Origin of the sequence: Variovorax paradoxus (assembly GCF_009498455.1) — a bacterium.
GTDB lineage: Bacteria > Pseudomonadota > Gammaproteobacteria > Burkholderiales > Burkholderiaceae_C > Variovorax > Variovorax paradoxus_H.
On sequence record NZ_CP045644.1, the window covers coordinates 2,974,429 to 2,997,757 of the forward strand.

Annotated in this window: 21 protein-coding genes; 6 read left to right on the plus strand and 15 right to left on the minus strand. The window is 69.2% G+C overall.

Going from position 1 to position 23,329, the window contains the following annotated elements:
- Nucleotides 1–12: 12 nt before the first annotated feature.
- The 4 genes from pbpC to GFK26_RS13640 form a co-directional block, all read right to left on the minus strand.
- Nucleotides 13–2,244 carry a penicillin-binding protein 1C gene (gene pbpC / locus GFK26_RS13625; RefSeq protein WP_153282416.1) on the minus strand — a complete coding sequence of 744 codons (2,232 nt, stop codon included), beginning with the start codon at nt 2,242–2,244 and terminating at the stop codon, nt 13–15.
- A gap of 89 nt (nt 2,245–2,333) precedes the next feature.
- A complete protein-coding gene (locus tag GFK26_RS13630) occupies nt 2,334–4,763 on the minus strand; it encodes an ATP-binding cassette domain-containing protein (RefSeq protein WP_228122011.1) in 2,430 nt (809 codons plus the stop codon).
- A 90-nt stretch (nt 4,764–4,853) separates the two neighbouring features.
- Nucleotides 4,854–5,264: a VOC family protein gene (locus tag GFK26_RS13635; RefSeq protein ID WP_153282417.1), complete on the minus strand. Its 411-nt coding sequence runs from the start codon at nt 5,262–5,264 to the stop codon at nt 4,854–4,856.
- A gap of 31 nt (nt 5,265–5,295) precedes the next feature.
- The gene (locus tag GFK26_RS13640; protein WP_153282418.1) at nt 5,296–5,742 is read right to left on the minus strand and encodes a helix-turn-helix transcriptional regulator; all 447 of its coding nucleotides are present in this window, start codon (nt 5,740–5,742) and stop codon (nt 5,296–5,298) included.
- Between the two features lie 183 nt (nt 5,743–5,925).
- On the opposite strand from GFK26_RS13640, the gene GFK26_RS13645 reads away from it, so the two are divergent.
- Nucleotides 5,926–6,132, plus strand: a complete 207-nt coding sequence (locus GFK26_RS13645; protein ID WP_153282419.1) for a hypothetical protein — start codon at nt 5,926–5,928, stop codon at nt 6,130–6,132.
- Nucleotides 6,133–6,210: 78 nt separating this feature from the next.
- On the opposite strand, the gene GFK26_RS13650 is transcribed toward GFK26_RS13645, so the two are convergent.
- The 8 genes from GFK26_RS13650 to GFK26_RS13685 form a co-directional block, all read right to left on the minus strand.
- Nucleotides 6,211–6,837, minus strand: a complete 627-nt coding sequence (locus GFK26_RS13650; RefSeq protein ID WP_153282420.1) for a LysE family translocator — start codon at nt 6,835–6,837, stop codon at nt 6,211–6,213.
- Between the two features lie 63 nt (nt 6,838–6,900).
- A complete protein-coding gene (locus GFK26_RS13655) occupies nt 6,901–7,191 on the minus strand; it encodes a DUF2277 domain-containing protein (RefSeq protein ID WP_153282421.1) in 291 nt (96 codons plus the stop codon).
- Nucleotides 7,192–7,304: 113 nt separating this feature from the next.
- Nucleotides 7,305–7,670: a nuclear transport factor 2 family protein gene (locus GFK26_RS13660; protein ID WP_153282422.1), complete on the minus strand. Its 366-nt coding sequence runs from the start codon at nt 7,668–7,670 to the stop codon at nt 7,305–7,307.
- A gap of 75 nt (nt 7,671–7,745) precedes the next feature.
- Nucleotides 7,746–8,093, minus strand: a complete 348-nt coding sequence (locus tag GFK26_RS13665; RefSeq protein WP_153282423.1) for an NIPSNAP family protein — start codon at nt 8,091–8,093, stop codon at nt 7,746–7,748.
- A 19-nt stretch (nt 8,094–8,112) separates the two neighbouring features.
- Complete coding sequence (locus GFK26_RS13670; RefSeq protein ID WP_153282424.1) at nt 8,113–8,949, minus strand: hypothetical protein; 837 nt, start codon at nt 8,947–8,949, stop codon at nt 8,113–8,115.
- A complete protein-coding gene (locus tag GFK26_RS13675) occupies nt 8,946–9,458 on the minus strand; it encodes a tyrosine-protein phosphatase (protein ID WP_153282425.1) in 513 nt (170 codons plus the stop codon). Before GFK26_RS13675 ends, GFK26_RS13670 begins: the two co-directional genes overlap by 4 nt.
- 27 nt (nt 9,459–9,485) lie before the next feature.
- Complete coding sequence (locus GFK26_RS13680) at nt 9,486–10,130, minus strand: hypothetical protein (RefSeq protein WP_153282426.1); 645 nt, start codon at nt 10,128–10,130, stop codon at nt 9,486–9,488.
- Nucleotides 10,131–10,224: 94 nt separating this feature from the next.
- Nucleotides 10,225–16,215 carry an alpha-2-macroglobulin family protein gene (locus tag GFK26_RS13685; protein WP_153285964.1) on the minus strand — a complete coding sequence of 1,997 codons (5,991 nt, stop codon included), beginning with the start codon at nt 16,213–16,215 and terminating at the stop codon, nt 10,225–10,227.
- Nucleotides 16,216–16,398: 183 nt separating this feature from the next.
- Here GFK26_RS13685 and opgC point away from each other — a divergent pair, with 183 nt between their 5' ends.
- A complete protein-coding gene (gene opgC / locus GFK26_RS13690) occupies nt 16,399–17,541 on the plus strand; it encodes an OpgC domain-containing protein (RefSeq protein WP_153282427.1) in 1,143 nt (380 codons plus the stop codon).
- Between the two features lie 47 nt (nt 17,542–17,588).
- Nucleotides 17,589–18,398, plus strand: coding sequence for a hypothetical protein (locus tag GFK26_RS13695; protein ID WP_153282428.1), 810 nt, complete (start codon nt 17,589–17,591; stop codon nt 18,396–18,398).
- Here the strand turns inward: GFK26_RS13695 and GFK26_RS13700 are convergent, their stop codons facing one another.
- From GFK26_RS13700 to GFK26_RS13710, 3 genes are read right to left on the minus strand one after another with little or no spacing between them, the layout of a single operon-like run.
- On the minus strand, nt 18,399–19,172 hold the full coding sequence (locus GFK26_RS13700) for an SGNH/GDSL hydrolase family protein (RefSeq protein ID WP_153282429.1): 774 nt from the start codon (nt 19,170–19,172) through the stop codon (nt 18,399–18,401).
- Between the two features lie 43 nt (nt 19,173–19,215).
- Nucleotides 19,216–19,977 carry an anti-sigma factor domain-containing protein gene (locus GFK26_RS13705; RefSeq protein ID WP_153282430.1) on the minus strand — a complete coding sequence of 254 codons (762 nt, stop codon included), beginning with the start codon at nt 19,975–19,977 and terminating at the stop codon, nt 19,216–19,218.
- A 16-nt stretch (nt 19,978–19,993) separates the two neighbouring features.
- A complete protein-coding gene (locus GFK26_RS13710; RefSeq protein ID WP_225616938.1) occupies nt 19,994–20,569 on the minus strand; it encodes an RNA polymerase sigma factor in 576 nt (191 codons plus the stop codon).
- Between the two features lie 191 nt (nt 20,570–20,760).
- Here GFK26_RS13710 and GFK26_RS13715 point away from each other — a divergent pair, with 191 nt between their 5' ends.
- The 3 genes from GFK26_RS13715 (at nt 20,761) to GFK26_RS13725 (ending at nt 23,294) form a co-directional block, all read left to right on the plus strand.
- A complete protein-coding gene (locus GFK26_RS13715; protein ID WP_153282432.1) occupies nt 20,761–21,321 on the plus strand; it encodes a DUF3455 domain-containing protein in 561 nt (186 codons plus the stop codon).
- A gap of 97 nt (nt 21,322–21,418) precedes the next feature.
- On the plus strand, nt 21,419–21,958 hold the full coding sequence (locus GFK26_RS13720) for a hypothetical protein (protein ID WP_153282433.1): 540 nt from the start codon (nt 21,419–21,421) through the stop codon (nt 21,956–21,958).
- Nucleotides 21,959–21,992: 34 nt separating this feature from the next.
- Complete coding sequence (locus GFK26_RS13725) at nt 21,993–23,294, plus strand: hypothetical protein (protein WP_153282434.1); 1,302 nt, start codon at nt 21,993–21,995, stop codon at nt 23,292–23,294.
- The last annotated feature ends 35 nt before the right edge of the window (nt 23,295–23,329 follow it).

Below are 23,329 nucleotides of genomic sequence, written 5' to 3' on the forward strand. Positions count from 1 at the left end.
ACATTCGTCCGTTCATCGGCGCGCTCCCTTTGCTGCCACCACACCCGCACCGCGCACTTCGACGCGGCGCTGATCAACCACCTTGCCGCTCGCATCGACCAACTCGATCAGGTGCCGGCCCGGCCATGGCAGCCATTGCGCGCTGTTGCCGCGCGCGTGGAACTTGCCATCGATGCGCCACTGCACGCCGCGCCCTTCGGACTCGAAACGCACGCGCTGGCGCAGCGGCGGAATGTCGGGGTCGAGCGCGAGGATCGTGCCGTCGGACGGCGCCGTGATGCGCGCCGAGGCCGCATCGCTCGCCATGCCGGTGTCGAGCGCGAACAGCGGCTGCTCGGTGCCCTGCAAGAACCATTCGCTGCGCGCCGCTTCGAGCGGGCTGCCGTCGGCGCCGGGGCCGAAGCTCACGGGCGCCTCGACCAGTCCGGCGGGCGGCGTGGGCGCGCGGCTGGGTTCGCGGGCGTGCAGGAAGCGCATCACCTCGGCCCACACGGGCGCGGCGCCGCTGGTGCCGCTCACGTCCCACATCGAGGCGCCGCTCGCGTTGCCGACCCACACGCCGACCGTGTAACGCTGCGACCAGCCCACGGCCCAGTTGTCGCGCATGTCCTTGCTGGTGCCGGTCTTCACGGCGGTCCAGAAGCGGGTCGAGAGGATGCTGTCCAGCCCGAAGGTGCGGGTACGCGCGTTCGGGTCCGAAAGGATGTCGCCGACGATGAAGGCGGCGCGCGGATCGAGCAGCGGCGCGGCCTCGGCGGGCTTCTGCTTGCTGGCCGGCGCAGGTGGGCGCGGCGTGAGCGTGGTCGCGCCGAAGCGTCCGCCGTTCGCCACCATGCGGTAGGCATTGGCCAGCGACAGCAGAGACACCTCGGCGCTGCCGAGCGCCAGGCTGTAGCCGTAGTAGTCGCCGCTCTCGCGCAGCGGCAGGCCGGCGGCGCGCAGCTCGCGCGCGAAGGCTTCGGGCGACACCATCACCAGCGTGCGCACGGCCGGCACGTTGAGCGAGGCGGCCAGCGCGGTGCGCGCCGACACCGGGCCCTTGAAGCGCCGGTCGTAGTTCTGCGGAATGTAGAGGCCGCTCGCGGTGCTGATCTGCGCCGACGAGTCCTCGATGAGCGAAGCGGCCGTGATGCGCTTCTCGGCGATGGCCTGCGCGTACAGCAGCGGCTTGAGCGTGGAGCCGGGCTGGCGCAGCGCGGTCACGCCGTCCACCTCGGCGGCCTGGCTCAGCGGACCGGAGGAGCCGACCCAGGCCAGCACCTCGCCGCTCGCGTTGTCGAGCACCACGAGCGCGCCGTCTTCGACGTGGCGGTCGCGCAGCTCGCGCAGGTGGCGCTGCAGGCTGTCGAGCGCGTAGCGCTGCAGCGGCGCGCGCAAGGTGGTGCGGACGCTGACGGGTGCGGTGGACTTTTCATCCGCGGCACCACGCAACTCGCGCAGCACCCGCCGCGCGGCATGCGGCGCGATGCCTTCGTTGGGCTCGAATGCGCGCCGCTGCACCACCGCGCTGGTGAACATGTCGAGCGCCTCGCAGTCGGTCCTGGCGCCGGGCTCCATCACGCGCAGCACCTCGCAGGCGCGCTGCGCCACCAGCGCCGGGCGGGCGTTGGGCGCGCGCACCAGCGCGGCGGCCACGGCGGCCTCGCGCGCGTCGAGCCCGCTCGGGGCCTTGCTGAAGAGCGTGCGCGAGAGCGCGTCGATGCCGACGATCTCGCCGCGGAAGGGCACCGTGTTCAGGTAGGCCTCGAGGATCTGGTCCTTGCGCCAGCGGCGCTCCAGCTGCGTGGCGGCCACGGTCTGGCCGATCTTCTGCCTGAAGCTGCGCCCGCCCGCCGCGCGGCGCAGGTCGTCGTCGAGCAGGCCCGCGAGCTGCATGGTGATGGTCGAGGCGCCGCGCGTGCGCGTGTTCCACAGGTTGCCCCAGGCCGCGGCCGAGGCGGCGCGCCAGTCGACGCCGCTGTGTTCGTAGAAGCGCTTGTCTTCGCTCAGCAGCATCGCGGCGCGCAGCGCGGGCGACACGTCGGCCAGCGCGGTCCACTGGCCGCGCCGCACCGTGGGGTCGGTGCGCACGCGATGCAGCAACTCGCCCTGGCGGTCGAGCACGGCGGTTTCGGAGGAGCGGAAGTCGCGCTTCACTTCCTCGAAGCTGGCCAGCGCCCAGGCGGAGGGTGCGGCGGCTGCCGTCAGCAGGACCACGGCCAGGGTGTGCCGGGCGGTGGAAGAAAACGAGAACGCAAGAGGCATCGCAGCAGACGGGGCCGCAGGGCGGCAGGCAAAGCGGGGACGGCCCATTCTCCGCGATGCTTTCGGGGCGCCCTTCACACGCGGGCGCGTCAGGTGCGGACGTACGCCGCGAGATGCTGGCCGGTGAGCGTGGCGCGTTTCGCGACCAGGTCGGCCGGCGTGCCTTCGAAGACCACGCGCCCGCCGTCGTGGCCGGCGCCGGGGCCGAGGTCGATGATCCAGTCGGCGTGCGCCATCACCGCCTGGTGATGCTCGATGACGATGACCGACTTGCCCGCATCGACCAGCCGGTCGAGCAGGGCCAACAGCTGCGCCACGTCGGCCAGGTGCAGGCCGGTGGTCGGCTCGTCGAGCACGTACACGCCGCCCTTTTCGGCCATGTGCGTGGCCAGCTTGAGCCGCTGGCGCTCGCCGCCCGACAGCGTGGTGAGCGGCTGGCCCAGGCTCAGGTAGCCCAGGCCCACGTCGGCCAGGCGCTCCAGGATGGCGTGGGCGGCCGGCGTGCGCGCCGGGCCTTCGCCGAAGAAGGCCGCGGCCTCGGTCACCGGCATCGCGAGCACCTCGCTGATGTCGCGCCCGCCGAAGCGGTGTTCGAGCACCGAGGCGTGGAAGCGCTTGCCCTCGCACTCTTCGCAGACGGTGGCCACGCCGGCCATCATCGCCAGGTCGGTGTAGATCACGCCCGCGCCGTTGCAGGTGGGGCAGGCGCCTTCGGAGTTGGCGCTGAACAGGGCCGGCTTCACGCCGTTGGCCTTGGCGAAGGCGTTGCGGATCGGGTCGAGCAGGCCGGTGTAGGTGGCCGGGTTGCTGCGCCGCGAGCCGCGGATCGCGCCCTGGTCGACCGCCACCACGCCCGCGCCGGCCGGAATCGAGCCGTGCACCAGCGAGCTCTTGCCCGAGCCCGCGACGCCGGTCACGACCACCAGCACGCCCAGCGGAATGTCGACGTCGACGTTGCGCAGGTTGTGCGCCTTGGCGCCGCGGATCGGCAGCGCACCCGTGGCCTGGCGCACCTTCTTCTTCAGCGCGGCCCGGTCGTCCAGGTGCCGGCCCGTGAGCGTGCCGCTGGTGCGCAGTGCTTCGACGGTGCCCTCGAAGCAGACCGTGCCGCCCGCCGCGCCCGCGCCGGGGCCGAGGTCGACGACGTGGTCGGCGATGGCGATGGCCTCGGGCTTGTGCTCCACCACCAGCACCGTGTTGCCCTTGTCGCGCAGCCGCAGCAGCAGCTCGTTCATGCGCTGGATGTCGTGCGGGTGCAGGCCGATGGTCGGCTCGTCGAAGACGTAGGTCACGTCGGTGAGCGAGGAGCCCAGGTGGCGGATCATCTTCACGCGCTGCGCCTCGCCGCCCGAGAGCGTGCCCGAGGGGCGGTCGAGGCTGAGGTACCCGAGGCCGATTTCGACGAACGAATCGAGCGTGTGCGCCAGCTTGGCGAGCAGCGGCGCCACCGAGGGCTCGTTCAGGCCGCGCACCCACACGGCGAGGTCGCTGATCTGCATCGCGCAGGCCTCGGCGATGTTGAGCTTCTTGATGCGCGACGAGCGCGCCCCTTCGCTGAGCCGCGTGCCGCCGCATTCGGGGCAGGTGGTGAAGGTCACGGCCCGTTCCACGAAGGCGCGGATGTGCGGCTGCATCGCCTCGACGTCCTTGGCCAGGAACGACTTCTGCACCTGCGGAATGAGGCCCAGGTAGGTGAGGTTGATGCCGTCGACCTTGATCTTGGTCGGCTCTTTGTGGAGCAGGGCGTCGAGCTCTTTCTTGGTGAACTTGCGGATCGGCTTGTCGGGATCGAAGAAGCCGCAGCCGTTGAAGATGCGCCCGTACCAGCCCTCCATGCTGAAGCCCGGGATGGTGAGCGCGCCTTCGTTGAGCGACTTGCTGTCGTCGTAGAAGGCCGTGAGGTCGAAGGCGGTGACCGCGCCCCGGCCTTCGCAGCGCGGGCACATGCCGCCGGTGCGGCTGAAGGTCTGCTTGACCGTTTTGGCGTTGCCGCGTTCCACGGTGATGGCGCCGGTGGCTTTCACCGAGGGCACGTTGAAGGCGAAGGCGCTGGGCGAGCCGATGTGCGGCTTGCCCAGGCGGCTGAACAGAATGCGCAGCATCGCGTTGGCGTCGGTCGCGGTGCCGACGGTGGAGCGCGGGTCGCCGCCCATGCGCTCCTGGTCCACGATGATCGCGGTCGTCAGGCCGTCGAGCACGTCGACCTCGGGCCGCGCCAGCGTCGGCATGAAGCCCTGCACGAAGGCGCTGTAGGTTTCGTTGATGAGCCGCTGCGACTCGGCCGCGATGGTGCCGAACACCAGCGAACTCTTGCCCGAGCCCGAGACGCCCGTGAACACCGTGAGCCGCCGCTTGGGCAGCTCGACGCTGATGTCCTTCAGGTTGTTCACGCGCGCGCCCTGCACGCGGATGAGGTCGTGGTGGTCGGCGGCGTGCCGGCCGCTCGTGTCCTTCGCGTCCTTCGTGCTGTTCGTGCTCTTGGTGGCTTTTGCGTCCTTCTTCGGGGCCTTGCTGCTCATCGGGTCTTTCGTCTTTGGAAGGGACACGGGGCCGCCACGGCGGCGGCGCCCGTGCAGGAGGTCAGGGGGCCGCGGCGCTGGTGGGCCGGCTCAGCGCGTCTGCTGGATGCGGATCAGGTTGCCCGCCGGGTCGCGCACCGCGCAGTCGCGCACGCCGTAGGGCTGGTCGGTGGGCTCCTGCACGATCTCGGTGTTGCGGGCCTGCAGCCGATCGAAGGTGCCTTCGAGGTCGGGCGTGGCCAGCAGCAGCGAGGCGAAGGTGCCCTTGGCCATCATCTCGGCGATGGTGCGGCGCTCGTCGTCGGTGAGCCCGGGCGTGGCGGCCGGCGGGTACAGCACGATGGAGGTGGCGGGCTGGCCGGCCGGGCCGACCGTGATCCAGTGCATGCCGCCATAGGCGACGTCGTTGCGCACCTCGAAGCCGAGGGTGTCGCGGTAGAAGGCCAGCGAGGCCTCGGGGTCGGTGTGCGGGAGAAAGCTCGAATGGATGCTGAGGTTCATGGTGACGAGGGTCCGTAGTGGTGTCGGGCCGTCATGCTAGGTGCGAGGTGGGGTTTCGCGCTTCTCGATTCCTGATCGGCCGCGTCACTTGTTTGGCGATGCACGCCGGCATGCCCGCCGTGGCCTGCGCCGCCTCGCGCCGGTAGACGCCGGGCGACACGCCGACCAGCTCGGTGAAGCGCGTGGTGAAGGTGCCCAGCGATGCGCAGCCGACCTCGAAGCAGACCTCGGTCACGCTGAGGTCGCCACGGCGCAGCAGCGCCATCGCGCGCTCGATGCGCCGCGTCATCAGGTACGCGTAGGGCGACTCGCCATACGCCAGCCGGAACTGGCGGCTGAGGTGCCCGGCCGACATGTTCGCGTCGCGCGCGAGCGCTTCCACGTCGAGCGGCTGCGCGTGCTCGCGGTCGATGCGGTCACGCACGCGGCGCAGCCGTGCGAGGTCGGGCAAGGAGGGTTGGGGCTGCGTGGCGCTCATCGGGGCGGATCGTGCCACGTCGCTACGGCGTGCTCAAGCGCAGGCAAAGGTTCCACATCCGGTAACGAACTTCACACAAGCCACCGCATCTGGAAACCCGATGCGCACGCAGGTGGTCTTCAATACGGTACGGGTTCGCAGCAGGCGCGCCCGACCGTACAGCTCACCCAAGGAGAACTTCGCATGACAAAAACACTCGCGCTTCTGCTGGCCGCCTCGGCCATCCTGGTTGGTTGCGTGGTCGCGCCCTACGACCGGGGCCCGCCCCCGCGCGGCCATGGCTACGACCGCGACCGTGATGGCGTGCCCAACCGTTATGACCGCGACCGCGACAACGACGGCGTGCCCAATCGCTACGACCGCCGTCCGAACAACCCGTATCGCAACTGATACCGGGGCTGAAACCCCAAAAAGAAAGACCGCGAGGCGCACAGCCCCGCGGTCTTTTTTTGTGTGCCGGACGTGTACTCAGGCAGTGCGGCGCGCCATCAGCGCCCACAGGCCGGCCGCGCTCAGCAGCGAGCCGCCTGCCAGGTGAAAGCGCCGCTGCGCGCGCGGCGAGGCGAGCAGCCGGCCCGCCGAACTCGCGAACACGGCATAGAGCGTGGCATTGAGCGTCGCCAGCGCCACGAAGGTCAGCGCCAGCACCCACATCTGCTGCGACACGTCGGCGCCCGGGCGGATGAACTGCGGCAGGAAGGCCACGAAGAACACGATGCCCTTGGGGTTCAGCGCCGTCACCAGGTAGGTGTTGGCGAACAGGCGCCAGCGCGAGGCGGGCGCGGCCGGCGCGGCGGTCTCGGTGGGCGAGATGCCGGCGCGCAGCAGCTTGATGCCCAGGTACAGCAGGTACAAGCCGCCGACCCACTTCACCACCGTGAACCAGAACGCCGACGTGGCCAGCAGCGCGCCCAGGCCCAGCAGCGACACCACCAGCGCAGTCGAATCGCCCAGCGCCACGGCGGCCACCAATGGCACGTTGGCGCGGCGGCCGTGCGACATCGAATAGCTGATCACCGTGAGGATGGTCGGCCCCGGAATGATGAGGAGCAACGCGGAGGCAGCGACGAAGGCGAGCCAGAGTTCGATGGGCATGGGGACGGATGCTCCTGAAGGAATGGGAAGGGCGCGCCATTCAGCGCGGGAACGAAGTCTTTTTCATGCGTCCGACGTCGAGGTTGGCGCACCGAAGCGCAGTGCGGACCGCGCCTTGGCGCGCTCGGCCTCTACCTCGCGGTCACGCGGCTCGGCCGTGGTCACCAGCGATTCGATCAGCCGCCCGGCCGTGGCGGCCACCTCGTCGACGGCACGCTCGAAGGCCTGCTCGTTGGCGCGCGAGGGCACGCTGAAGCCGCTGAGCTTGCGCACGAACTGCAGCGCGGCGGCGCGGATTTCCTGCTCGGTGGCAGGGGGCTCGAAGTTGTAGAGGGTCTTGATGCTGCGGCACATGGCGGATGCTCCGGTCAGACGCGGCGCAGGGGCCGCGCGGCCAGTCTAGCGAACCCGATCTTCTTGCGCAGCACCCGCCGGGGAAGGCCTGCGGGAGGCCCGGGGACACCCGATCAGCTGCCTTCGTAGAAGAACTCTTCGCGCACGATCTTGCCGTCCTTGACGGTGTACAGCGCCATCTCTTCCATCGTGAAACGCTGGCCCGTGGGCTTCATCGTCACGTCGAAGCGGAAACCGACGATGAAGCGGTCGTCGTGCGGCCAGGGGCCGGCCACCTGGAACGAATGCACCTTGTGGTTGGCCACCCACCATTCGCCCTTGGCGCGGATCGCCGAGAGCCCCACCGACTCGCGCGACATGCCGGGCGGTGCGCTGGCCTCGACGCTGACGGCCTCTGGCGCATAGAGCGCCAGGGCTTCATCGAAGGTCCCTGCTTTGCACAGCGCCACGAGCTTCGCGGCGATTTGCTGGGTGTTCATGCGTTTCTCCAGTGAGGTCGGGGAATGACGGGAGGCGCAGTGTAGGCCCGCGCACCGCGCGGCGTCGACAGGCGTTTACCGCGCCGGCCCGTTGAGCGCGCGCAGACTGTCGACGCCCTCCGGCGAGAGCCACAGCAGCGTGTTCAGGTAGGTCTCGATGCGATCGACCAGCGCGCTGCGCGGGCCCTCGCGCCATTCGGTCGAACCGTAGAACGCGGCCTGTTCGGACTCCAGCGCTTCGCGGCTCGCGTAGGCGCGCACGAGGTAGTAGCTCTCTTCCTCGTGGTCCGACTTGCCGTAGCTCACCACGTCCATGCCCTTGCTGCGCAGCATGGGCACCGAGCGTTCATGCATCGTGCGGTGGAAGTCGTCGAGGGTGCCGGGCTTGAGGCGGTAGATGCGAATTTCGAGGAGGCGGGTCATGAGGAATGGACTCTGCAGTTCATGCGGGAATGCGCGGCGCTTCGATGTCGTGCAGCTGCGCGCTGAAGTCGTACCTGTATGCGTAGTCGCCCGTGTAGGCCAGCGCGATCTTTCCGGCCCACGTGATGTGGAAGCGGTCGGTGCCCGCGATGCGGTCGAAGCGGATGCGATGGTGGGCCGCGGCGTCGTGCCCGAGCAGGTAGATGTGAAAGACGTTGTCTTCCGTGTCGTCGGGCGGTGGCGCGTCGATGCTGACCTCGAGCCCGTCGATTCGCGCCAGGCTGAAGTCGGGCAGTGCGCAGACCGCGAAGCCGCCGCCGTCGCCCCAGGCGGTCGACGACAGCGTGCAGCGGTGGTAGTTGTTCCAGACCCCGGGTGCCTCCCAATCGGACGGGTGGTCGATGTCCTCGTCTTCGGGCTCGTCGATCTCGCGCTCGGCGTCGTAGTCTGCGCTGCGCAGGTGCAGGTCGAACCAGACCTCGTTGTCCCGCACGGACGCGGTCCAGCGGAATTCCTTGACGGGATGGCCTTCGGGCCAGGGGTTGCCGGCGAAGTGAATGCGGTTTTGAGGGCGTGTCATGGGAGGAGTGTTCGCTGCGCCGTCGTGTGTGCGGCCGTAGGCGCTGTCGTCTGCGATCGCGACGCAGCGGTCCAGCAGGCCGGCCTCGCGCACCTCTTGCTCGGTGTCCACCTGGAACACGTTCTTGCGGCAATCGCTGCAGTACCGGACGCCGGGCGTGGCAGTTTCTTCGAGTGCGTCCCAGGGCTTGGGGCACGAGAGTGATCCGTCGTGCGCGCTTCTCGACGACGCTTGTGGATCGACCGGCGCGCGACCGATGCGGAGGGACTTCTTCATGGAGGCGGTGGGCCGCGGGTGCCGAAAACGTACTGCGCGACCCATTCCGCCTGCTCCGATGTATCGGGCATGTCGATGCCCCGGGAGCGGCTCAGCAGGTGGAAGATGTTCTGGCCCGGAACGCCGAGCCCGTGGAGCAGGCTGCCCGCGATGAGGCCCGTGCGGCCGATGCCTGCGTGGCAGTGAATCGCGATGGCCTTTCCGCTCGCCAGTTCGACGCCCAGTTCGGCAATGAGGGCCGCCGCCTCCCGTTGCGATGGCGGGATGCCGTGGTCCGGAATCGGGAAATGCCGGAAGACGATCCCATGCTCGGCGCAGAGCGCAGGCTCGTCGTCGAGTTCAAGCGCCCTGATCTCCTGCGCCTCGAGCAGGGAGACCACGATGTTCAGCGAGGCACGCTGCCAGGACGCCACCTCCTCGCGCAGCGAGTCACCGCCGCGCGGGCGTGCCATCAGGCCCAGCCGATGCGGCGGTATGCCGCGAACCCAGTGGATGGTGGTCTCGAACATGGCCTCTGGATCCGGCAGTGATGCCTCTCAGGTGAAAACGATCGCCGTCTTGTGCGCGATGCTCAGCCGCGCCGATTCATACAGCAGCAGCCACGACTCGATCTCCCGGTAGAGGCCTTCGTCCTCTCCCATGCTGTCGCCGAGCCGCGCGGCTTCCTCGTCCGACAGCTCGCCGTCCGAGAGCGCGATGCCGAGCGCCGGGGCGACCAGCACCAATTCTTCGAGCAGGCGGTACGACGAGCCGAGCATGCCGCCGGGCAGGTCGGTCTCGTCTTCCTCGGCAAAGATCACGTCCTCGAAGTCGATCGGCAGATAGAAGCCTTCCGCGTCGGAGTGGCACAGCAGGTGGCTTTCGAACATGTTTGCCACGTCTTCGAGCGTCTCGTCTTCTGTGGGGTCGACGTCTTCCGGCAGCGGTGTGGCCATCCAGCCGGGCGTCGTCACGCGGTGCGCGTAGGCGCGGCGCAGGTAGTGGATGAACGAGTAAGGCAGGCCGTCGAGCGGCGCGCGGGATTCGAGCGGCGGCAAGGTGCGGGGCTCGACGTGTGGCGGCAGGCCGGCTTCGGCGAGCTTGCGGTTCGCGGCGGCGAAATCGGCCTCGAAGTGTTCGACGCTCTCGGGATCGTTCTCGATCAGGTCGGCGAGGATGCCGACGCCAATGGCCAGGCCCATGGGGTTCTCCAGTTGGTGGGTTCGCTGCGATGGTGACGAGGACCGGTGAAGGCGGGATGACGGCCCGCCTTCACCGTTGTCCTCAGTGGTTGCGTTACTTCGCCGCCTCCACCTTCACCCGCGCATTCGGCGTCTCGCCGAACATCTCGGGCGCGTACATCGCTTCCACGCGGCTCGGCGGCAGGGCGAAGTCGCCGACGTTGTTCAGGCGCACGGTGTATTCCATCTTCACGACGCCCTTGGGCAGGTACTCGTAGTAGCTGCGGAAGGCCTCGAAGCTGCGTTCTTCGAACGCCGGCCAGCCGGAGCCGCTCTTCTTCTCGCCCTGCGTGGCGATCTGCGAGTCGCGGCCCAGGCCACTGCCCAGGATGGTGGCGCCGCCCGGGATCGGGTCGCTGATCACGACCCAGGTCATGTCGGTGCTGGCGTTGACCTCGATGCTCACGCGCAGCACGTCGCCGCGCGTGTACTTGCCGGCCACGGCCTGCTCGACCGGGGTGATGGTCTTCTTCAGCGCGTAGCCCGCCGCGAACGGCGCCTTCAACTGCACGGCAGCCAGCGACTGCAGCGTGAGCCACGGCTTGCCGGTGCCTTGCTGCGTGACCAGCAGCGTGTCGCGCACCGATGCGCCGGAAGGCGATGTGGCCCACGGCAGGAACATGGTGTTGTTGCGCAGGTTGCCCGGCGAGGCGGGCGCACCGAACATGGTGGTCTGGTTCGGGGCGCCGGACGCGTCGCTGGCTTTCACGCGCTCGACTTTGCTCCAGTCGACCTGCGCCTTCACCGCGCCCAGCGTGGCGGCCGTGACGCCGGCCACCGGCGTGCTCTCGAACACTTTGCTGAATTTCTCCAGCGCCAGTCCGCCCCACAGGTTGGCGGTGGTGGTGTGCCACGCGCCGTTCTGCTGGCGGCCGATGAAGCCGTTGGCGAGCTTGCCGATGTCGTCCTTCCAGGCCGGGTCTTCCATCACCGTGAGCAGCAGGCGCGCGGTGTTGACGTCGCCGTTGGTCATGAGCCACCACCAGTAGTCGTCCTGCTCGGTGCTGAAGATGAGCTTGGTGCCCTGGTACGAGAGGCGCGCCTTCAGCACGTTGTTGGCTTCGTCCAGGCGCTGCTGGCGCTGCGGCACGTCGTTCACGCGCTTGAGGATGTTGAGCCAGTCGATCACCGCGCTGGTGGGCCACTGGTTCGGCGCGATGGTGATGCTGCCGAGCATGCTGCCCTTGGCCTTGCCGTAGCGCGAGAGTGCTTCGAGCGCGGCGAGCTTGCGCACGTCCAGGTCCTTGCGCGGGCTCCAGAACTCGCGCGTGACGCGGCCTTCGACGAACGCGATCAGACCCGATTCCATCGGTGCGCGCGCGTCGTCGGCGAGCGCGAAGGCCGGGTTGAGCTGGGCCGCTTCGTGCGTGGCCGCAAGCAGGTACGACGTGAGGATGTCGCTGCCGCGGTTGGCTTCGCCGTCGCGCGGCGGGAAGTAGCTGGCGAGGCCGTCGCTGTCCAGGTAGGTGGGCAGCGTGGCCAGCACGCCCTGCCACATCTTCGCGTCGCGCAGGCCGACCGCCTTGCTGGTCTTCTGCTCGAGGCAGCTGAAGGGGTAGTTGGCGAACCAGTCGCGCACGCCCGGCAGGCCTTCGGCCAGCTTGGGCTGCAGCGACATCTTCAGGCCGCCGCGGCCGGGCAGGGCGTCGGCGGGCGGTGCCACGTCGAGCGTGAACGGCCCGTCGATCTGCACCAGCGTGGCCTGCTGCACCGTGAGCGGCACGGCGGGCACGATGCGCTGGCGCACCTTGAGCGCATCGCGCGCGCCACCGACCGTGTCCTTGGCCTCGATCTCCCACAGGATGGCTTCGGCGCGCGTCTGCGCGAGCTGCGCGGGCGCGGTCACGTTCCAGGCCACCTCGCGCGATTCGCCGGCCGGAATGTCGACGGTCTGCGTTTCGAGCGTGAGCAGCGTGGCGCGCGGCGTGGCTTCCACCTTCATCGGCTTCTGCGTGGTGTTGCGCAGGGTGATCTGCGCGCGGAACTGGTCGTCCTCGCGCACCAGCGGCGGCAGGCCGCTGATGATCTGCAGGTCTTGCGTGGCCTGGATGCTGGCCTGGCCGGTGCCGAACAGGCTGGTGCCCGCATCGGCCACGGCCACGATCTTGAAGGTGGTGAGCGCGTCGTTCAGCGGCACCGTCACCACGGCCTGGCCGTTGGCGTCGAGCACGATCTTCGGGTTCCACACGAGCAGGGTGTCGAGCAGCTCGCGCGTCTGGCCCTTGCCGCCGCCGCCGCCCGCGGGCACGGCCTTGCGACCGTAGTGGCGCCGGCCGACGATTTCCATCTGCGCGGTGGAGGTGCTCACGCCCCAGCTGCGGCGCTGCAGCATCGCGTTGAGCAGGTTCCAGCTGTCGTTGGGCATGAGCTCCAGCAGCGCCTGGTCGACCGCGGCCAGCGCCACTTCGGCACCGGCGGCCGGCTTGCCGTCGGGCAGCTTGGCGGTGATGGTGACCTGCGCCTTGCTGCGGATCGGGTAGCTGGGCTTGTCGCTGGTGACGGTCACGTCGAGCTGGTGCGCGCGCGTGCCCACGCGGATCTCGGCCATGCCCAGGCGGTAGGCGGGCTTGCTCAGGTCGACCATGGCCGTGGGCGCGACGTATTCCTTGCCTTCGTACCAGAAGGCGGTCCACCACTCGCGCGGCGCCTTGAAGCCCCAGGTGAAGAAGCTGTACCACGGCACTTCGCGCAGGCGCCCGCGCAGCGCGAGCACGCTGATGTAGGCGTTCGGGCCCCACTCGGGCTTGACCTGCAGCGAGACGGTCGGGTCCTTGCCGTCGAGCTGCACCACGTGCGTCTCGATGATGCCTTCGCGTTCCACGGCCACCAGTGCGGTCGCAAAGCGGAACGGGCTGCGCACCTGGAACTTGGCGACCTCGCCGGGCTGGTAGCTCTTCTTCTCGGGCAGCACGTCGATGCGGTCGTTGTCCTCGCCGCCGAACCAGAGTTCGCCCTGCTTGGTCACGTAGACCGAGCTCACCGCGCTGGCGCTGCGGCCGTCGCTGTCGGTGGCGCTGGCGATCAACTCGACCTCGCCGGCTTCCTTCAGCTCCGATTCGCACAGCAGCAGGCCGCGCGAATCGCTCTTGCCGGTGCAGACGGTGCCGATGTCTTTGGTCTCGGTCTTGTTGTCGTAGGTGTAGAAGCCGCCCACCATGCGCTTGCGGCTGGTGGTGGTGATGCGCGCCACGGCGCGCACGTTGAGCGTCACGCCGGCCTGGGGCTTGCCCGTGAGGTCGAGCGCGAGCGCCTGGAACTTGAGCTTCTGGCTGGTCGAGACCCAGCCTTCGGTCTTGATGCCGGCAATGACCGACGCGGGCCACAGCGTCTGCGTGCTGCGGAGGGTCTGCACCTCGCCATTCGGGTCGGCATACGTGGCTTCGAGCAGCAGCTCGCGCGCGGCCTTCACCTTGGGCACCTTGTCGATCGTGACCTTGCCGGCGCCGTCCTTGTTGAGCGTGAGCGGCAGCTTGTCGGCGATCACGCGGGTGTCGTTCACGCTGTTGAGGTCTTCCTCGCCGGCGCCCGTGTCGGCGGCCGTGGCGGCTTCGCTGCCGTCGCCTGAAGCGCGCGGCGGGTTGAAGCTGAAGGCGTCGTAGTCGGAAAAGCTCAGGCCCTTGCCGCGCACCATGGCCGACACGCGCACCGGCAGGTTGGCGGCGCCGCCGCCGGCCACGTAGTTGATCTGCACGTCGGTGGGCACGCTCGTGGCGGCCACCAGCGGTTTCTTGTCGGTGGGCGCGATGCGGCCTTCGAGCACCGGCAGGCGGAACTCCTCGACGCGGAAGATGCCGGTCGAGTAGCTGCGGCTGTTGCCTTCGTCATTGGTGCCGTCGCCGGAGCGCAGCTCGACCTGGTACACGCCGAGCTTGGCGGCCGGCGGAATGGCAAAGCTGTTCTCGGCGCTCAGGCCACCGGTGGCGGTCTTGCGCCAGGGCAGCGGCTGGGTGAAGCGCTGGCCGCTGCCCATGTGGGTGACGACCAGCGTGTCGGGCCGGTCTGCCGGCAGGCCGAAGCCCTTGCTGGTCTGCGTGCGCAGCAGGCTCTTCATCGACACCGTTTCACCGGCGCGCAGCAGCGTGCGGTCGAAGATGGTGTGGGCGATGCCGTCGGGGCGCACGTCCAGGCTGGTGGGCACGTTGAAGCGCCAGGGCTCGATGCCGCGCTGCCAGTCGCTCCAGGTGAAGGCGAGGTCTTCCACGCCCTTGTCGTCCTTGGCGCGCGCGCTCACGAACCAGGCGCTGGTCTCGTATTCGTTCGGGCCGTTGCAGCTCGGTGCATCGGGCGACACGCCGTTGAGCATCACGATGCCGCTGGCGTCGGTGGTGCCGGTGGCCACGCCCTTGCCGTCGCAGCTGGACACGCGCACCTCGGCGCCCGCCACCACCTTGCCCTTGTCGAGCGTGGTGACCCAGGCCATCGAGTTCTCGCGGCCCAGCTTGAAGTGCACGGCCAGGTTGGTGGCGAGCGCGGTGGTGCGCACGTACATCGTGCGGCCGGCGTTGTAGCGCTCGTCGAGCAGGGCTTCGCCGAGTTTCTGCGAGGCGATTTCGAGCACGTGGAAGCCCGGCGTCAGCGGAATGCCGATGACTTCGAACGGGCGCGGGTCACCGCTCTCGGCCTTGGGCATGTCGAGCGCCTTCACGCCCGGCTGACCGCCGAGCAGCGACAGCATGCGGGTCTGCACGTGCGAGCGTTCGTTCTTGTCGATCACCGGAGGCAGCGCGCCCTTCACGTCGCGGCGCGCGGTGTCGCGGCTGATCGTGTAGTTGTCGTAGCGGCGCACCTTGCGGTACCACGCGATGATCTCGGCGTCGGTCTTGGGGTTGAGGTCGCTCACCTTGCCGGGCGTGAGCGCCTGCACCATGAGCTGCGGCTCCACGCGGCGCACGGTGACCGGCATCATGGCCGGGGTGTCGGGTTCGGCCAGGCGCTCGATCACGCCGAAGGGCGAGGCCGCGAACTTGGCCAGCGGCGGCATCGCGCCGGTCGCCACCTTCAGCGGAAAGCTGCCGGGCGTGCCCAGCGGACGGCCCGAGGCGTCCTGGAAGCCGGAAGGCAGTTCGATGCTGAACTGCGCGCTCTCGGCCAGCGGCGGGCCGAAGCTCGCGCTGTTGACCACGTCGTCGTCGTTCTGCGAGCCGCCGCCGCTCTCGAGCGTGGCCTTGATCGTCTTGCCGTCGCCCTTGAGCTCGATCTGCGACGCCACCTTGCGCGTCACCGGCGCATTGAACTGCAGCTGCATCGGGCGCAGCGGCAGGCAGGCGGCCTGCGCGTTCTCGCGCTCGCAGCTGAACGACACCGCGAAGGGCTCGCGCACCTGGTAATCGAAACGGCGTTCCGTGGCGTTGGCGACGCCCGACGGCGTGGCCACGCCCTTGCCGTAGACGACCTGCACCTTGGCGCCCGGCGTGAGCGTGCGGTTGCACTGCATCGTGATGAAGCGCAGCGGGTCTTTCGCGGCTTCCTTCTCACGGTGGAAGGCCTTGAGCAGTTCGGTGCGCGCCTCGCCCTCGAGCAGCTTGGCCGGAATGCGTTCGCCGACACCGTCGGCCGCGCACCAGACGTTCTGGCGCACGCTGTCGATCGTGGCCGCGCCGTTGAGCTCGAGCACGAACATCTGCTGCTCGTCGATGCGGGCGTAGGTGCCCGGCATGTAGTTGCGCACGAACGGGCCGCCGCTATTGAATTGATAGCGCTCGGGGCCGGTGAGCTCGCCGCCGCCGGCCGGCTTGAAGGTGGGAATGCGGGTGACCGAGCAGCGCACGCCGGGCGGCAGGTCGTTCTCGAAGTCGTAGACCCAGGCCTTGGCGTCGGTCCAGCGGCCGGTGCCCTTGCCGGCCTGTGCGTCCGAGCAGCTCACGGTGAGCGGGGCGGGCGCCTTGGGGTCGCCGAAGTTGACCGCCGCCTGATCGAATTTGGCGACGACCTGGCGCACGCGCGCCACTTCGCCCTGCGGGGTCAGGCTGGTGATCTGAAGTGCAAAGCCCGGGCCCGCCGCGAGCGCGCCGGCGGCCAGTAGCAATGTCGGAATGAAACGGTTCACGGAGTTCTCCACCTTGAGGCAGCGCGCAGCGTAGCCGATTTGCATGGCGCTTCGGGAGTGCCAAGCGTCATAGGCCGTGCGTGCTTTGAGCGCGCGTTCTGTTGACGTACGCCGGTCTTCTTACAATCACCGACGTCGTGCGTGCGCTGCGCAGACCGCCACCAAGACCTCGCCGCCGACCGAATGAAACGCTACTGGGAAATAGACGCCTTGCGCGGGCTGATGCTCGTGCTGATGACCGTCACCCACCTTCCCACGCGGCTGACCGACCCGCTGGGTCAACCTTTTGGCTTCGTGTCGGCCGCCGAGGGCTTCGTCTTGCTGTCGGCCTTCGTGGCCGGGCTGGTCTACAGCCGCATCGGCCACGTGCGCGGGGTCGACTCGATGCGCCAGGCCTTCTGGCGGCGCGTGCTCAAGGTCTACCTGTGCCAGGCGGCGATCCTGCTGTTTTTATTCACCGTGATCGCGGCGCTCGGCGTGCACATCGACCAGCCGGCAGTCAAGAACCTTGTCTCCTATTACCTGGCGGAGCCGCGCGACGGCTTCCTGTTCGGGCTGCTGCTGATCTACGAGCCGCCGCTGCTGGACATCCTGCCGATGTACATCTTCTTCATGCTCATGAGCCCGTGGGTGCTGGCCTTCGCCATGCGCCACGGCTGGACGCTCGTGATGGTGGCCAGCGCCGCGGTCTGGGCGATGGCGCAGTTCGGGCTCAGCGAATGGGTCTACGGGCTGGCGGTGCGTTATCTCGGCGTGCCGGTGCCGTTCCACGAGATGGGCGCCTTCAACACCTACGCCTGGCAGTTCCTGTGGTTCGCCGGCCTGTGCCTGGGCGCCAGCCGCAACGCGCCCGACGCCCGGCCGCTGCGCTTTCCGGCCTGGCTGCTGGTGCTGGCGGCGGGCATCGCGCTCTACGGTTTCCACTGGCGCCACACCGGCATCAACGGCCAGGCGCCGTTCGGTGGCGACGTGGAACTGAACCTGCTGTTCGACAAGTGGCAGCTCGGCCCGCTGCGGATCGTGAACCTCGTCGCCCTCGGCATCCTGGCGGTGGGCTTCGGGCCGTGGCTCATGCGCAAGATCCCGCGCCTGCACTGGCTCGAAGCCATGGGCTCGGCCTCGCTGCCGGTGTTCTGCGCGCACCTCGTGGCGGTGCTGCTGGTGCTGGCCTTCTACGGCGACAACCAGATGGCGCGGCCCTGGTGGGGCGACGGCCTGCTGCTGGCGGCGGTGTTCGCGGGGATGTACTTCGTGGCGCGCTTCACGCGCGGCGCCGACGTGCCGCCGCCGGCGGACGATGTGCCTTCGCAGCCTGCGCCGGCGTAGGCTGCGGCCGGGGCGCCGCTCGATTTTTTGAGAAGAGGGAGAGGGCGATGATCGAATCCGTGGTTTGGAAACGTGCGCTGGCGGTTTGCGTGCTGGCGTGGGGCACGGCGGCGTATTCGGCGCTGCCGGAGGCGGTGCAGCAGGAAGTGCAGCGGTGGCTGGATTGCTACAGCCCGAACTACTCGTCGGCCTGCGAAATCGCACTCGACAGCAGCTCCGCCCTTGGCCGTGTGCGCCGTGGTTCGGCGCTCCTGCTGGGCTCGGAGGTCGATGCCGCGACCCGCGCCCGCGCGATGGAAGGCCTTCGCTCGGCGGCGGCAGAGGGCTATCCGCCTGCCTACGAATCCCTCGCGGTTTTTCTCGGGCGTGGCGCCGGCTGGAGCGAGGGCCTGCGCTGGCGCTGGCTCGGGGCCGAGCACGGCCATGCCGACGCGGCGAAACAGCTGAGCGGGCGCATCGGCCTCGATGGGGCGGACCGTCAGTCGGCGGCCGACCGGATGTTCCTGTCGTGGGTCCACTGCCACCCCGCGTCGTTCGAGAGCAGCGGGCCCGCGATGAGCGTGTTGAGCGATGCGCGCAAGGCCGCACCGGGCGCAGACCTGGCGCAAGTGATCGCCCAGGTCCACGCGAAGCGGCTCAACGAAGGCAAGGCGAAGGCCGAGAACTTCCTGGGCGGCTGCGTGGCGGGCGCCTACTACCTGGGCAGCCTGTCGCCCGACGACCAGGCCTGGGTGCGCAAGACGGTGCGTGCGCGCATGGTGCAGACGCTGAAGAACATCAAGGAGGCGGTGCGCAAGTTCCCCGACCTGGAGCTGCTCACGCTCCCCGAATACCAGGACCTGCTGCCCCCGCCCTGATCAGGGCGCGTTGGCAGGCGAGACCGGCACCGAAGGCGGCATCGGCAAATGCGGCGCCACCACCGACTGCCAGAGCCGGTAGCCCTCGTCCGTCAGGTGCAGCCGGTCGCCGCGAAACAGTTCGGGACGCGGCCGACCGTCGGCGCCGAGCATCGGCGTGTGGATGTCGATGTACTCGCTGTTGGGCAGCAGGTTCAGGTAGGCCGAGATCACGTGGTTGGTCTCGCGGATCTGCGGCATGAGCTGCTCGCGCGACGGGCTGGGCTTGACCGAGATGAAGCTGATGCGCACGTCGGGCAGCTCGGCGCGCACCGCGTTGGCAAAGCGCGCGAAGCTGGCGAGCACCTGCAGCGGCGTGTGGCCTTCGGCCAGGTCGTTGTCGCCCGCGTAGAGCACCACCTGCCGGGGCTTGTAGCGCACCACGAGGTCGCGCGCGAACAGGGCGCAGTCGGCCAGCGTCGAGCCGCCGAAGCCGCGGTTGACGATGCCGCCCGGCACGCGGGAAAAATCCTGTGAGAGGCGGGTCCACATGCGCACGGTCGAGCTGCCCACGAACACCACGCCGCCCGGCGCCGGAAAGCGTTCCTGGTCGGCGCGCGCGAAGGCGGCCAGTTCGTTGTGCCAGCGGGCCTTGGCGGCGAGGTACGCGGAGGTGGTGTCGGCGGCCGCGGTGCCGTCGGCTTCGTAGGGGAAGGCGGCGGCCGCGGTCTGGGCCTGGGCGGTGAAGGCGAGGGCGGCTGCCAGCAGCAGCGCCGCCGCGCGGACGGATTTCATCGAAGGCATCGAACGGACAAGAGACAGGAAATTCAGGACAGGGTCAGAGCGTTTTTTCGATCAGCGGGCCATGGAACAGCACCGGTCCGGTCGGGCCGCCCGCGCTCGGGACGCCGCCCTTGGGCTCCAGGCTGATTGCCAGCGCCGGCACGCGCACATCGGATTCCGACGCGGCCAGCCGCAGCGCCGGTGCATTGTCGAGCACGCCGAGCGAGCGCGGCGCGCCGCCGGGCGGCAGGGCCCACAGCTGCAGCGACTTGTCGGTGCCTTCGCGGAAGGTGCCCACGCGCTGCAGCACGAGCTGCTTCTTCTTCGGGTCGAAGGTCACGAGCATGGAGGCGGCGGCCTTGTCGTCGGACAGCACGGCCACGTACTGCACGGCGGGCGCGTTGATCAGCTGCTCGCGCAGGTTCAGGCCCACGCCCACGGCCAGCACGGCCACGAGCGCGCCGGCCGCGGCGGCGCCGCGCCACAGCGCGAGGCTGCGCAGCCAGCCGCCAGTCGATGGAGACGTGGGTGTGGTGATGGGCGCGGCCTTGTTGCGCTGTCGCTCGAGGGCCTGCTGCGCCTGCTCGGCGTCGATCAGGTTGCGGATGCGGGTCCAGACGGCCGGGTCGGGCGTGACGGGCTGCTGCAGCTCGGTCATGCTGGCCAGCCGGCCCTGCCAGACCAGCGCGGCGGCGCGCACGGGCGCCTGCTCGCGCGCCAGGGTTTCGAAGCGGCGGCGGGCGCCGCCGCGCAGCGTGCCGAGCGCATGGCTCGCGGCCAGCAGTTCGAGCAGTTCGGGGTGGGCAAGGAGGTTCATGGGGCAGTCCTCGGGGTCAGGCGAAACGGCCCATGCAGGTGCGCAGCTTGTCGAGCCCGCGCCGGATCCAGGTCTTCACGGTGCCCAGCGGCAGCTTGAGCTGTTCGGCCAGTTCGCTGTGGCTCAGCTCGCGCAGGTAGGCCAGGCTGACCACCTCGCGCTGGCGGCCCTCGAGCTGGCTCAGGCACTGGTGCAGCGCCCAGGCCTGTTCGCTCGCATCGGCCATGTCGGCCGGGTTGGGCGTGTCGGATTCGAAGGTGTCGGCCATGAGCTCGTCGAATTCCTGCGTGAGCTGGGCGCGGTCGGCGGTGCGCCGGCGCAGCAGGTCGAGCGAGCGGCTGCGCACGATGAGCCCCAGCCAGGCCAGCGGCGGACTCAGCGAGGCGCGGTAGTCGCCGGCCACGCGCCAGACGGTGAGGAAGGATTCCTGCAGCACGTCTTCGGCCCATTCGCGCTGGCGCACCACGCGCATCGCCAGCCCCATGAGGCGGGGCGAGGTGCGGTCGTAGAGCTGCCGCAGGGCGGCTTCGTCGCGATGGCCGATCCGGTCGATCAGCGCCATCAGTTCGGCGTCGGGGCTGGGTGCGGTCATCGGCGGATTGTGGGGCATCGGTGCGCATGCCCAAGGTACGGCCCGACGGTGCGGGCGGATTCAATCGCACCCGGCGTGAATCCAACGGGCCTTGCGCTGCGTACAGGGGGACGGGGAGGCGTCGACATGCAGAACTCCAGACGGCGGCCCTTTCTTTTTTTCACCATCGATCAGACACCGAGGAAACGACCATGCACATCCGCACCCTGACCGTCCTGGCTTCCACCACCGCAGCGGCGCTTGGCCTGGCCGCCTGTTCCGGCATGGGCGCCAAGCCCATGCCGATGTTTTCGCAGGCCAGCCTGCCCGACGCCGTGAAGGTGCCCGCCGGCCACCGCGTGGCCATGGAAACCGTCGGCGCGGGCGACATCACCTACGAATGCCGTGCCAAGGCCAACATGCCGGGCCAGCACGAATGGGTGTTCGTCGGCCCCGACGCCAAGCTCATGGACCGCGCCGGCAAGCAGGTCGGCAAGTACTACGGCCCGCCCGCCACGTGGGAGAACGCCGATGGCTCGAAGGTCACGGCCACGCAGGTGGCGGTGGCGCCGAACGGCACCGGCAACATTCCGCACCAGCTGGTGAAGGCCAACCCCGCCACCGGCATGGGCGCCATGCAGGGCGTGAGCTACATCCAGCGCGTCGCCACGCAGGGCGGCGTGGCCCCCGCTGCCGCCTGTGGCGCCACGAACATGGGCCAGAAACAGGTCGTGAAGTACCAGGCCGACTACATCTTCTACCGCGCCAGCTGACGCTGGAATGAGCCCCGTCCCGCTGCCGCTTTGAAACATTCGGCAACGTATACTGCGCCGCAAAACGGAGTGGGACCGCGTGCGCGCGGGGGCGGGAATGAAGCAAATTGCGATCGTGATCGCGCTCTGCGTGGGCGCGTGGTTCTTCTTTGTCGGCGGCCGCAAGCTCGACGAGGCGATGGTGCGCGACTACTACCAGAAGGACGCCCACGCCATCTACTCGCGTGACGCCGACGCGATCTGCAAGAAGCTCAGCCGCAAGGCAGTGATCGAGAGCAAGGTCACGGCCATGGGCCGCACCCTCGAGACCACCCAGAACCGCGACGAAGCCTGCGACTCGGTGAAGGAAAACATCGAGCTGTTCCGCACCGTCGGCGAGCGCATGGGCGGCATCCTGACCATCGAGTACGACTACCACATCGACAGCATCGAGGTGGCCACCGACCGCAAGAGCGCCACCGTCACGGGCACCAGCGTGCTGAAGATGGGCGAGTCGGTGCTGCAGTACAAGAGCGCGTTCACCCAGCGCCTGGAGCGCGAACTCGGCCAGATGCGCCTCGTGCATTCCAACGGCGTCACCGTGGTGCGCCTGGGCGGCGCAGGCGCGATGAGCCAGAGCGATTTCTTCCGCAAGTAGCCGCAGCCGCAGCAGCAGCAGAACAGGCCCCGCCATGATCGACCGCGACTCCCTGCCGCCCCCCCCGCCGTTCTGGCACCGCCTCAACAGTTTTTTCGCCTTTCCGCTCCAACTGCGGCCGCTGGCCTACGGCCTGGTGCTGTCGTTCTGCAGCCTGCTGTTCGAGGCCGTGTTCTTCCTGCCCGATGCGCTGGCCTTCATCGTCATCGAGGTCGGCATCATCCTGGCGGCCAGCCGCTATGGCTTCAAGGTCATTGCGCTGGGCGCGCGCGGCATCCGCGACTCGGCCGACTTCGGGCGCGAATCGAGCGACGAGTGGACCTATCTGCCGTGGAAGCTCTTCGCCATCTCGCTGGTGCAGACGATGCTCATCGGCTGGCTCGCGTGGTACGAGCCGGTGCTGGGCACGCTGGGGCTGTTCATCATGTCCTTCACCTTCCCGGCGGCGGTGCTCGTGCTGGTGCAGTCGGGCAGCTTCTTCCAGGCGATGAACCCCGCGCACGTGATGGACGCCATGCGCACCATCGGCTGGCCCTATGCGCTGCTGTGCTTCTTTTTGTTCCTGCTGAGCACGGGCGCGCAGGTGGCGATCTCGATGGTGCTGCCGGTGTTCGACGGGCGCATCGTGCTGCCGATCGTCAACTTCGCGTTCATCTATTTCGGCTGGGTGATGGCGAGCCTGCTGGGCTACGTGATGTACCAGCACCATGACGCCTTCGGCATCGACCTTGCGCCCGGCGCGGGCGCCGACGAGGGCGCGCCGGCCGACCGCCGCACGCCCGCGCAGATCGCCGCGCAGCGCACCGACGCCGAGGTCGCGCAGTGCATCACCGACGGCGACCTGGCCGCCGCGCTGGGCATTGCCTACGAGGCGCAGCGCACCGCCGACACCGACGACCTGGCCGCGCAGCGCCGCTACCACCGCGTGCTCGCGCTCATGCCCGACAAGAAGGACACGCTGTTCGACCACGTGCGCCGCTTCATTCCGCTGCTGATGCGGCGCGATCTCGTGTCGGACGCGCTGAAAGTCTTCAAGGCCTGCCGCGCGATCGACAAGGCCTTCGTGCTCGACGACCCGGTCATGGTCATCGCCATGGCCCGTGCCGAATGGCGCGGCGGCGACGCCCACGGCACGCTCGCGCTGCTGTCGGGTTTCGACAAGCGCTTCCGCGGCCACGCGGCGATCCCGCAGGCCTACGAGCTGGCGGCCCGCGCGCTGGTGCAGGGGCTGGGCCGCACGGACATGGCGCAGCCGATCCTCACGACGCTCGAGGCGCGCTACCCGGAGAGTGAGCAGACGCAGGAAGTGCGCTGGCTGCTGCGGCCGGCGGCCTGACGGGAGGCCGGCGAGCGGATCAGGGCAAAATTCCG